The sequence below is a fragment of the Thiomonas sp. X19 genome, assembly GCF_900089495.1.
Taxonomy (GTDB): Bacteria; Pseudomonadota; Gammaproteobacteria; order Burkholderiales; family Burkholderiaceae_C; genus Thiomonas_A.
Genome location: NZ_LT605203.1, coordinates 2889365 through 2901099, shown reverse-complemented (window position 1 = coordinate 2901099; position 11735 = coordinate 2889365). Strand labels below are relative to the sequence as shown.

The window sequence follows — 11735 nt, the reverse complement described above, 5'->3', positions numbered from 1 at the left end:
CACGCGCCTTCCATGCATATTTCCACCTTCGAGGGCGCCCAGGCGCTGTCGCCATTCCGCCGTCAAGAGTTGGTGCAGCGCCTGCAAGCGGCGCAACCTCGCCTGGCTGCCCTGGTGAGCAACATCCATGCGCGCCTGCTGCATTTCGCCGCCACCGACAGCCAGCCCGACGCCGCTTTGCAGGACCGCCTTGCCGCTCTGCTGCGCTACGGACCGAGTTACGACGGCCCGACCGACGGCCCGGCGCTGCTGGTGATGCCGCGCCTGGGCACCATCTCCCCCTGGGCCAGCAAGGCCACCGACATCGCCCACAACTGCGGCGCGCCGGTGCGGCGCATCGAGCGCGCGGTGGAATACCGCTTCGCATTGAAGTCGGCGGGTCTGTTCGGCAAGGCCCCCAGCCTGAGCGATGACGACCTGCTGGCGCTCGGCGGCCTGCTGCACGACCGCATGACCGAAACCGTGGTGCTGCGGCGCGTCGATGCCCAGCGCCTGTTCGCCGACCTCGCGCCCAAGCCGCTGCAGACGGTGGATGTGCTGGGGCAGGGGCGCGAGGCGCTGGCGCGCGCCAATGTGGCGCAGGGACTGGCGCTGTCGGACGATGAGATCGACTATCTGGCCGAGGCCTTCACCCAGCAGCTCAAGCGCAACCCCACCGACGTGGAGCTGCTGATGTTCGCGCAGGCCAATAGCGAGCATTGCCGCCACAAGATTTTCAACGCCCACTTCATCGTCGACGGCCAGCCGCAGCCGCTGTCGATGTTCGGCATGATTCGCCACACCCACGCCACCAGCCCGGCTGGCACGGTGGTGGCGTATTCCGACAATTCCGCGGTGATGCAGGGGGGCGAGGTGCAGCGCTGGCAGCCGCAAGGGGCGCAGCATCATTACGCCGCCGAGCCGGCACTGGTGCACACGCTGATGAAGGTGGAAACCCACAACCATCCCACCGCCATTTCGCCCTTCCCGGGTGCCGCCACCGGCGCGGGCGGCGAGATTCGCGACGAGGGCGCCACCGGGCGCGGCGGCCGGCCGAAGGCAGGCCTGGCCGGATTCCATGTGTCCAATTTGCGCCTGGACGCCAGCCAGCCCGAGCCCTGGGAACGCGACGACATCGGCCGCCCCGCGCATATCGCCAGCGCCCTGCAAATCATGATCGAAGGGCCCATCGGCGCGGCCGCCTTCAACAACGAGTTCGGCCGCCCCAACCTGGCCGGTGTGTTTCGCGTGTTCGAGCAGCCCGCCGGCGGGCGCACCTGGGGCTACCACAAGCCCATCATGCTGGCCGGAGGCCTGGGCGAGGTGGCCGATGCCCACACCCACAAGCTGCCGTTCGATGCCGGCACGCTGCTGGTGCAACTCGGCGGCCCCGGCATGCGCATCGGCGTGGGCGGCGGCGCGGCGTCCAGCCTGGCCACCGGCGCCAATGCCGAGCATCTCGACTTCGACTCGGTGCAGCGTGGCAACCCCGAGATGCAGCGGCGTGCGCAGGAAGTGATCGACGCCTGCCGCGCCCTGGGGGCCGCCAACCCCATTCTGGCGATTCACGACGTCGGCGCCGGTGGCCTGTCGAACGCCTTCCCCGAACTGGTGGAGGGGGCCGGACGCGGCGCCCATTTCGAGCTGCGCGACGTGCCGGTGGACGAGCACGGCATGAGCCCGCGCGAGATCTGGTGCAACGAGAGCCAGGAGCGCTATGTGCTGGCCATCGCCCCCGAGGCACTGGACGCATTCGCCGCGCTGTGCGAGCGCGAGCGCTGCCCCTACGCCGTGGTGGGCCGCGCGCTGGCCGAGCCGCAGCTGCAGGTGAGCGACGCGCTGCTGCCCGAGCAGCCGGTGGACATGCCGCTGTCGGTGCTGCTGGGCAGGCCCCCGCGCATGGTGCGCGATGTGCAGCGCCAGGCCGTGAACCTGCCCGGCGTGAACCTCACCGGCGTGACGCTGGGCTGGGCCTGCACCCAGGTGCTGCGCCACCCCAGCGTGGCGAGCAAGCGCTTTCTCATCACCATCGGCGACCGCACCGTGGGCGGCCTGTCGCACCGCGACCCCGTGGTCGGCCCCTGGCAGGTGCCGGTTGCCGATTGCGCCATCACCCTGGCCGATTACGCCGGCGTGCGCGGCGAGGCCATGGCCATGGGCGAACGCACCCCGCTGGCGGTGAGCGATGCGCCGGCCTCCGGCCGCATGGCCGTGGCCGAGGCCATCACCAATCTGCTGGCCGCGCCCGTGGCGTCGCTGGCGCAAGTCAAACTCTCCTGCAACTGGATGGCCGCCTGCGGCCAGCCGGGCCAGGACGCCGCGCTCTACGACACCGTGCAGGCCGTGGCGATGGAGCTGTGCCCCGCTTTGGGCATCGGCGTGCCGGTGGGCAAGGACTCGCTGTCCATGCACACCCGCTGGCAGCAGGAGGGCGAGAGCCGTGGCGTGACCTCGCCGGTCTCGCTGCTGGTCTCGGCCTTCGCCGTGCTGGCCGATGTGCGCGGCGCCTTCACCCCGCAACTGCGGCTGGACGCAGGTCCCAGCGTGCTCATCCTGATCGACCTGGGCCGTGGCAAACAGCGCATGGGCGGCAGCATTCTGGCGCAGGCGCTGCAACAGGCCGCCTCGCCCGTGCCCGACCTGGACGACGCGCAAGACCTGCTGCGCCTCACGGCCGCGCTTTGCACCTTGCGCGAACAGGGCAGGGTGCTGGCCTACCACGACCGCAGCGACGGTGGCCTGTGGGCGGCTGCGTGCGAAATGGCGTTTGCCGGCCGCGCCGGCCTGGCGCTCAACCTCGATCTGCTGATTGCCGCGGCCGAGGCTATGCCCGATGAAGGCGACGCGAAGAACTGGGCTGGACAGGTGGCCGAGCGCCGCAACGACCTGGCCCTGCGCGCACTGTTCAACGAAGAGCTGGGCGCCGTGCTGCAGGTGCGCGCCACCGACCGCGACGCCGTGCTGCAAGTCCTGCGCGTACATGGCCTCTCGGCCTGCGGCCATGTGGTCGGGCAAGTCACCGAGCACGACGCCATCGAGGTCTGGCGCGACACGCAAAAAATCTACAGCGAGACCCGCACCGCCTTGCTGCTGCATTGGGACCATGTGTCGCACGCCATCGCGCGCCTGCGCGACAACCCGGAATGTGCCGATGCCGAGCATGCCGCCGTCTACGGCACCGACCCTGGGCTGCACGCGGCGCTGGCGTTCGATGTGCGCGAGAACATTGCCGCGCCTTTCATCGCGACCGGCGCCCGCCCCAAGGTCGCCATCCTGCGCGAGCAGGGCGTGAACTCGCAGCGCGAGATGGCCTGGGCCATGCACCAGGCCGGCTTCGACGCGTTTGACGTGCACATGAGCGACCTCATCCAGGGACGCGCGCAACTGGCCGATTTCCGTGGCTTCGTCGCTTGCGGCGGTTTCAGCTACGGCGACGTGCTGGGCGCAGGTGAAGGCTGGGCGCGCTCCATCCTGTTCAACCCCCGGCTTGCCGACGACTTTGCCCGCTTCTTTGCCCGCAGCGACACCTTCGCCCTGGGCGCATGCAACGGGTGCCAGATGCTGGCCGCGCTGGCACCCATGATTCCGGGCGCGCGCAGCTGGCCGCGCTTCACCCGCAACAAATCCGAGCAGTACGAAGCCCGCCTCTCCATGGTGGAAGTGCTGCCTTCGCCCTCGCTGTTCTTCAGCGGCATGGCCGGCAGCCGCATGCCCATCGTCGTCGCCCACGGCGAGGGCTACGCCGACTTCTCGCAACAGGGGCAAGCCGCCAGCGTGCATGCCGTCTTGCGCTTCGTCGATGGTGCCGGTCAGGCGACGGACACCTATCCTTTCAACCCCAATGGCAGCCCCGGCGGCCTCACCAGCGTGACCACGCCCGACGGCCGCTTCACCGCACTCATGCCCCACCCCGAGCGCGTGTTTCGCGGCCTGCAGTTCAGCTGGGCGCCTCCCGAATGGGGCGACGCCTCGCCCTGGATGCGCATGTTCCGCAATGCCCGGGCATGGTGTGCCTGAGCCCTTCGCCATGGCTGCGATGAACCAGGCCACCAGCCCGAGCTTCGGCCCACGACGCGTGCGTCTGGGCGGGCTCGACACCCTGCGCGGCCTGGCCATCGTCTGGATGATGAGCTTTCATTTCAGCTTCGACCTGAACTGGTTCGGCTTCATCCACGCCGACTTCTACACCAGCCCCTGGTGGTTGTGGCAGCGCATCTGCATCGTCAGCCTGTTCCTGTTCAGCGCGGGCCTGGCGCAAAGCTATGGTGACGCACGCGGCCGGCGCGAGGCGGCGTTCTGGAAGCGCTGGGGGCAGATCTTCGGCTGTGGCCTGCTGGTGGTGGTCGGCAGCTATCTGGCGTTTCCGCAGAGCTTCATCTACTTCGGCATCCTGCAAGGCGTGGCGGCAATGCTGCTGGTGCACCACCTGCTCAGCCGCCGCCTCGGCGCCTGGGTGCTGCTGCTGGCGCCCCTTGCCATTGCCGCACCGCAACTCTGGGGCCATCCCTTGTTCAACCCGCCGCTGTGGAACTGGACCGGGCTGATCACGCAAAAGCCCATCACCGAAGACTACGTGCCGCTGCTGCCCTGGATCGGCGTGTTCTGGGTCGGCTCAGGCCTGGGGGTGTTGTTGCAGCGGGTTGATTTCAAGCCCCTGGCCGTTCTGCCCAGCGTGCGCCCGCTGGCTTTTCTGGGGCGTTGGCCACTCACCATCTACATGCTGCACCAGCCGGTTTTCGTCGGTCTGGTGTGGTTGGCTTTCCACCTGAAGTCGATATCCATCTGAAGTTCTGTTCGGGTCGGCGCTCTGTATGCGGCTTGGGCACATGAAAACGCCGGCCTCGTGCCGGCGTTTTCATGTGCCCAAAAGGCGTTTACTTGGCTGCGGTGATGTCGCCGCAAGCCACGTACTTTTTCAGATCGGTCGGGCTTGCATGCACGTTGATGGCCATCGGCTCCTTGAGCAGATCGGACAGCGACGCGTTCACCATGGTGACGGACTTGCCGCCCACAACCGGCTTGAGGACATAGGCGGGCTTGGGGTCGAGGTTGGCGCAAGTGCCCTTGTGGATATGGTCGGGCTGGGTCACACCCTTGGGCGCGCCCTTCAGATGCACGATGACCTTGGTCTTGGCGCCGTGGGGGTAGAGCATGGCGTAGCCGGTTTCACCGGAACTGTTTTGCGCGGCGAGCTCAACCTTGACGGGTTTTTCCTTCATCGCCGCGAAGGCGGGAGCGGCGGCAAAGCCGGCGAGGACGAATGCGAGAGCAAGTTTGTTCATGGATTTTCCGGGGTTTGGGTTGTGGGAACTGCGCATTTTGCGGCAAGCGTACGTGGGAATGTGCATTCAATTGCGTCCCGACGTAAGCCAAGGTAAGGGGCACATGGGGGGTATGGCGCCGCCACCGCCCCGGACCTGCAGGCACGCTCAACGGTCGATGCTGATTTCCTTCGCCAGATTCTGGCTGCCCGATGGCGTGAACGTGACTTCGACCGTCACCCCATTGGCCAGTGTGCCGCTGTTGGGACTGACGCCATTGATCTGGATGGTCAGGGCGTTGACCTGGAAGCTGGTCGAGGTCAAGTTGTAGATCACACCCTTGGTCTCCAGAGTCGATGAGGAACCACCGGAACCACCATCACCGCTGCCGACGCCCCGGAACGACACGCTGTACGCCGTCAAGCCGCTGCTCGTGTTGGTTGCCTCGATCTCGACGTTGGCACCGTTGATCAGTTGCGCCGCTGCCCCGTTGCTGAACACCACATTCGGCGCGAGCGTGACCTGCGAGGTGCTCGTCGTCCCTTCTTTCTGCCACGTCAGCGTGAACGTGCCGTTGGCTGTGTTGAGGGCGCTGACCATGCCCTGATAGTCCACCGTGCCGCCATCGGGTGCTTGAGGGAGCACGGTGACGCTGCTGGCCGTCACCACATTGCCATTGCCGCTGCCGACATGGCCGAGGATGTCCACGAACACGCCGTTGCCCAGCGACGCGGCGCTGCCGCCGTTGAAGGTCACGCCCGGCGCCGAGGCATCCACCAGCACTCCGCGCACGAGGAAGTTGCTCGGGCTCACATAGCCGGTGATGGTGCCGCGCAGTTCGACTTGAGCGGGCTGGGTTGCATAGGCGCGAATGGAACTGGCCGTCACCACGCCGGTGCTGGCATCGGCCTGGCCCAGCACCACCACATACTCACCGAGCGTGAGGCCTTGCACGGTGGATGCGAGTGCCGGCGCGCTGGCATCGATCGTCACGCCCGACACCTGGAAGCGACTGCCGGACAGCATGGAGACCAGCCCGCCCACCTGCACGGGCCCGGAAACCCCTTGCAGGGTGCGAATGCGAACGACACCAGCCGTGATGCCACTGGCCGTCACAGGCACATTGCTCCAGACATTGACCAGTTGCCCGTTGGCCAGACTCAGGCCCGAAGGCACGACGCTGGTGGCCGCGCCGATCTGAACCGTCGTGGTGCCGATCTGGAAGGTGCCGCTGGCGGCTTGCAGATGGCTGATCACCCCCGTGATGCGCGTGACGGGGTTGGAGGGGGGCAACTGCTCGATCAGCGTCGCCTGAATGTAGCCCTGGCCGTTCGAGTTCACGCCATAAGCGCCATGCACTTCCACTTGCATGCCTGGGCTCAGCCCGGCGTAATCCGTCAGGCCGGAGTAATAGGTCACCGGACCTGCCGCTGGATTGGTATTGACCTGGACGGGAACGCCGTTGACGGAGAACCCCGTGGACGAGAGATTGGCCACCGCCCCCATCAGTTCAGGCTCGATCAGCACCATGCTCGGCGTGCCCTGGGCGTCCAACTGGATCCGCAGTTGGTTGCCAAGCTGCACGGCCGTGGCGGCGGTGAGCGTCGCTTCACCCTGATCGTTGCCGGCGAAGTATTGCGGACTGGCGCTGTTGTAAGGCGTGCCATCCACCACGACGCTGCCGAAGCCGGTGACCGTGCCGAAGGACATGCCCGTGCCCCCGGTGCCCACGCCGCCCCCGCTGGACGCCACGGTACTGCCGCCGCCGCAGGAAGCCAGCAGCAGGGTGAGCAAGGCAGCCAGGCCCAAGCCCAGCGCGGCCATGAAGGATTTAGGTTTCGTCACGATGTTCTCCCTGGGCCATGTCGTCGGATGCTGGTGAGACGGGCAGTACGTCCTCAGCCCAAAAATAGCTGCCAAAACGCACGCGGCGGGTCGCATCGTCGCGACCCTGGTCGGCCTCGAAACGGCGGGTGGCTTCGGCAATCATCTCACTTCGGGCCTGGGCCCAGAGTTTGCGCGCGAGTTCTCCGAGCGCTGCAGCCGACTCCGCGCTGATGCCGTCGGCGAACACGCTCTGCTCCAGGCGCGGGGGCTGGCCGAGCAGGTTGCCCACGGCGGCGGCGGCATGGTCGGCCAGGTTGGCGCCGAACAGATCCAGCAGTTCGCGCGAGCCCGGCGGCGGCACGAAGCCATCGCGGTGCGGCACGATCATCTCCACGCCCTTGAGGGTCCGCACCTGCACCAGCCCAAGCCGCAGCAGTTCGGTCAGCACCGTATAAGGATGCACGTCCTGCGTGACGCTGCGTGCCAGGGATTCGAACGAGGGCGCGGCCCCCAGACGGGGCAGCGGCTTGGGCCGCTTCCTGCGGTCGCGGTAGAGCGGGTCTTGCACCCAGCGGGCGAATACCTGCGAGCTGATCGACAGCTCCTGCGCGATGCGCCCGCTCAAGCCGTTCTGGCGCCACTCGCGCACATCCTTGCGATGCACGCCGCTGAGCAGGCTGATGGCCGAGTCGGTGTCCTTCTGCCCGGTGCGCAACAGCTCCTGGCGTGCCTGTTCGATGAATAGCGGTTTGAGCTCGGCCGCCAGCCGCGTGTAGTCCATGCCACCCGCCAGGAGCAGCCGCGCCAGGGGTCCCAGAATGCGCCCCAGGGCGCGCAGCACGTCGTCCGCCGGCGGCAGGGGATGCGCGGGCGGTTTGGCGGCAGGCAAGAGGCGAGGTGGGCGTCCCATGGTCGTTCGGATCCGGCAGGGGCCGGGGTGCGGATGCGAGTTTAGCGCAAAGTTTTTATTGAATGTTATTTTTTCCCAGCTATTATGGAGTTTCATCCCGCGCTTGCGGGGCGCTTGACACACCTCTGGGAGTCCACCATGAAGCCTTCGATCATCAACCCCGTTCGTTCCTGGACCTTGCTGCCCGTTGCGGCGGCACTCGCCTTGAGCCTCAGCGCCTGCGGCGGCGGTGGAGGCGGCATCGCGTCCACCTCGGCCACACCGGCGGCGGGTAAATCGACGCTGACGGGAGCCGTCATCGACGCCCCCATCGTGGGCGCAACCATCGTCATCACCACGGGTGCGCCATTGAGCCAACCCGGGGCGACGCAAGTTGGCACCGCCACCAGCGGCACCGGCGGCGCCTATACGGTCACTGTGACCTTGCCCAACACCTCTGTCCCCGTCTTCGCCAACGCGACGGCCACAACCCCAGCAGGCACAGCAGTCGTGTTGACGGCCTACCTGGGTTCCGCCAACACGGTGTCTGCCTCCGGCACCTTGACGGCGGCCAACATTCCCAATCTGGTCATCAGCCAAGTCACCACGGCAGCCTTGGCGGTCTATCAAAAGCTCAGCGGCGGTTCCTACACGAACCTGACCCCCGCTGTGTATGCGGCTCTGCTGTCCCAACACCACGACGACATTCTGCCGATCGCAGCGGCGATCCAAGCCGTCACCGATGATTTGTGTGCCAAGCCAGCGAAGTTCCAAGATACGGAGTCGATGGCGGAGGACATCGCCAACAACTCGACGCTGGCGGGTGGAACCTCTATGTCCACCGTCACGACCACCACATCGACGACGCTGGGAACAGGTTCGGCCACAGGATGCGATGCTGAACTGCAGAATCTGACGCAGTCGATCGCCTCCAACGGCACTTGGGCGCCTGAGCTCGATCAAGGTGACATCAATCAGTCGGGCATCACGGTGCTGACTGCAGGCAACTACACCTTGCAGGGCCTGATCACACCGACCGGCTTGCTGGCGACGGCGCCCGCATCGGCACCGAGCACCTCTGTTGCTGCTCCCAGTCCGTTCAATGACACGACGGTGACAGTCTCAAGCACCGGGCAGATCATGTCGACGGATAACAATGTGACGGGGACCGTCGTGGGCAATTATGTCCTGCTCAACGTGACAGACGCCAGCAAGAACAGCTACACCTTCGCCGGCAAACTGGGCATCCTGCCGGCAGCGTTCCTAAGCTCTGGCGCCGGTACGGGCTTTGCGATGCGGGCCGGTGGTCAAGCGAATGGTTCCACACCGACGCTCACCCGTCTGGACGCCGTGCTGGTGCCAGCGGCAGCCCAGCCCAACTGGGTTGGCGTGGCCAGCAACGCCGGGCGCAGCGAGGACGGTCTGGCTTGCCAGAATGGCTTTGGCGTCCGTCTGATGGGCAATGGCAGCACAGTGGGTGGCATTGTGTTGGGGGCTTGTGTGGCTCCACAGGCAACTGGCCTGGCGCTGTCCCAGTCCAGTGCGCAGGGGATGGGTGGGGAAGATGAATACCACATGGCCAACTCACAGACCCTGAGCTTCAATCCCTTCAATCTGAGTCAAGGCACGGGCGCGACGTCGATGCCGTTCGTGATCAGCGGACCAGCGACGCTGCCAGGGTCGAAGCTGGCCAGCGTCTCTGGCACGGCGTACTACGTGATGGGCGCCAACGAGATGGTGTTCAGCAGCAGCACCACGCCGGCAAGCAATGGCCTGTTCACGATGAACGAGAACCCCCTGGACAAACTCCAGGAGACCCTGTCCAACCAGGACCATTGAGCCATGGGCGCGCCTGAGTTGGTGTCGCCGTTGTTCCGGGAACCACGCCGCTCCCCGAACCTCTGGCTGCAGGATCGCGCAAATGGTCATCTGCGTGACGCCTTTCCCCGGGCGCAGGTGCGCTGGGCGCTGCAGGAGCGCCGGATGCGGGTGGCCTATCAGCCCATCCTGCGCCTGGACGATCTGCAGGTGGTGGGGCATGAGGCGCTGGCGCGCATGCTGACGCCGCAGGGGGCGACGCTGGTCGCGGAGAGTTTCATCGACGCCGCGGCCAGCATTGGCCTGGAGCCGCGCATCGACGCCGACATCACCGCCCAGGTGATGTCGGCCGCTGCCCGGCCCGGGCCGTTCGCGGCGACGCATGGCAAGCTCTTCATGAACTGTTGCAGCGCCTTTCTGGCGCAGCCGCTGTACGTGGAGATGCTGGCCAAGCGGCATCAGGACTGGCTCGATGCGTGGCCGGGCGCGGCCCAGGCCGGAGCGCCCTGGATCCTGGAAATCACCGAGCGCAACCTCGACGCCGACCCGCAGCATTTGCTGTCCACGCTGGCCCCTTTGCTGGACTTGGGTTTCGAGCTCGCGCTGGACGATTTCGGCAGCAAGCACAGCGCCTTTCCCTACTTGCTGAGCTTGCCCATCCGCTATCTCAAGTTCGACAAATCCCTGGTGCAGGCGGCGTCGGCGGAACTGCGCGCCGAGCAGGTTTTGCGCCGTCTGCAGACCATGGCGCAAGACCTGGGACTGATCACCATCGCCGAAGGCGTCGAAGGCCGTGAGCTGCTGGAATGCGTACGCGCCATCGGCATCGACTGGGGACAGGGCTATCTCTGGGGGCAGGCGCAGGGTTTGAATGCAAGCGGCATCAGTCTTGTGGGCTAAGGGTGGTATAAGTGGTCAGCGGCAAGATGCACACAAAGAGTGACCTGGAATGAGTCGGCAAGCCGCCCCATTCCGCTGGGGGGGTTGGAAGGATGAACACAACCATTGGAGTCCAATCATGATGCGCACGACCGTTTTGAAGAGTCTGTCAGCCGTTGCGCTGGCTGTCGTTCTACTGCCCGCCGCCCAGGCGGATGACAATCCATTCTGGTCATTGGCCATCGGCGTGCCGGGGGTCGTGGCCAATCTGGGCAATGCCTACCCGGTCGCCCCGCAGCCGGTGTACATGGCGCCGCCGGTGCAATACGTTCCGGCCCCCTCGTACTACATGGCTCAGCCCTATGCCCCGGTACCGCAGTACCAGTACGAGCAGCCGCGCCGCTGGCGTGAGGACCATCGCGGCGAAGGCGATCATGGCGATGGCAGTGATCGTTGAGCCGACGAACCGAGTCCGAAGCACTTCTTGAAAAACCGGCGCGAAAACAACCATCGATATGCAGCATCCATCCGTGCATTCCCCGACGCACACGTCGCGCTATGGGGCCGTAGCCCGCCTGTTCCACTGGACCGTCGTGCTGCTGCTGGTTGGCGAATATTCCCTCGCTTGGCTGATGCCCGACATCCGTAAAGGCACGCAACCCGCCGGGCTGATCGCCTGGCATCTGGCCATTGGCCCGCTCATCCTGAGCGTGATGCTCCTGCGCCTCGGGTGGCGCAGCGCAGTGGGCGCCCCTGAACCGCACCCTGGCGCCGCCTGGCAAGAACTGGCGAGCAAGCTCACGCATGGTTTGCTCTATGCGCTGCTCCTGGTTTTGCCGCTTCTCGGCTGGATCAACGCCTCCACGCGGGGCTGGTCCATTAGCCTGCTCGGCATGCCGCTGCCAGCGCTGGCAAGCCAGGGTTCGACCGTAGGCCGCGACCTGGGCGAATGGCACTCCACACTGGCCTACATCGTGCTGGGGCTCATCGGCCTGCACGTGAGCGCAGCGCTCTATCACCACTGGGTTCGCAAAGACGGCCTGCTGGCCAGGATGTGGGGCTGAACGCGGCTCCGGGCGCTG

At 66.3% G+C, this 11735-nt stretch carries 9 protein-coding genes; 6 read left to right on the top strand and 3 right to left on the bottom strand.

What is annotated here, in order from left to right; genetic code table 11:
- The first annotated feature begins 12 nt into the window (after window positions 1-12).
- Both purL and THIX_RS13865 read left to right on the top strand, forming a co-directional pair.
- Window positions 13-3996, top strand: a complete 3984-nt coding sequence (gene purL / locus THIX_RS13870; RefSeq protein ID WP_112486673.1) for a phosphoribosylformylglycinamidine synthase — start codon at window positions 13-15, stop codon at window positions 3994-3996.
- Window positions 3997-4015: 19 nt separating this feature from the next.
- Entirely contained in the window at window positions 4016-4765 is a 750-nt protein-coding gene (locus THIX_RS13865; RefSeq protein WP_233224751.1) for a DUF1624 domain-containing protein, read from the top strand.
- Between the two features lie 88 nt (window positions 4766-4853).
- Here the strand turns inward: THIX_RS13865 and THIX_RS13860 are convergent, their stop codons facing one another.
- From THIX_RS13860 to THIX_RS13850, 3 genes are all read right to left on the bottom strand, one after another.
- Window positions 4854-5261 (bottom strand): hypothetical protein, encoded by a 408-nt coding sequence (locus tag THIX_RS13860; RefSeq protein WP_112486671.1) that lies wholly within the window; start codon window positions 5259-5261, stop codon window positions 4854-4856.
- A 147-nt stretch (window positions 5262-5408) separates the two neighbouring features.
- Complete coding sequence (locus THIX_RS13855) at window positions 5409-7085, bottom strand: DUF5666 domain-containing protein (protein ID WP_233224562.1); 1677 nt, start codon at window positions 7083-7085, stop codon at window positions 5409-5411.
- Window positions 7072-7977, bottom strand: a complete 906-nt coding sequence (locus THIX_RS13850) for a DUF6502 family protein (RefSeq protein WP_112486669.1) — start codon at window positions 7975-7977, stop codon at window positions 7072-7074. The genes THIX_RS13855 and THIX_RS13850 overlap by 14 nt, the downstream gene beginning before the upstream one ends.
- 138 nt (window positions 7978-8115) lie before the next feature.
- On the opposite strand from THIX_RS13850, the gene THIX_RS13845 reads away from it, so the two are divergent.
- From THIX_RS13845 to THIX_RS13830, 4 genes are all read left to right on the top strand, one after another.
- Window positions 8116-9795 (top strand): hypothetical protein, encoded by a 1680-nt coding sequence (locus THIX_RS13845; RefSeq protein ID WP_112488378.1) that lies wholly within the window; start codon window positions 8116-8118, stop codon window positions 9793-9795.
- Window positions 9796-9798: 3 nt separating this feature from the next.
- Window positions 9799-10674 (top strand): EAL domain-containing protein, encoded by an 876-nt coding sequence (locus THIX_RS13840; RefSeq protein WP_112486668.1) that lies wholly within the window; start codon window positions 9799-9801, stop codon window positions 10672-10674.
- A gap of 118 nt (window positions 10675-10792) precedes the next feature.
- Entirely contained in the window at window positions 10793-11110 is a 318-nt protein-coding gene (locus tag THIX_RS13835) for a hypothetical protein (protein ID WP_112486667.1), read from the top strand.
- A 58-nt stretch (window positions 11111-11168) separates the two neighbouring features.
- Complete coding sequence (locus THIX_RS13830) at window positions 11169-11717, top strand: cytochrome b (protein ID WP_112486666.1); 549 nt, start codon at window positions 11169-11171, stop codon at window positions 11715-11717.
- Window positions 11718-11735: the final 18 nt, after the last annotated feature.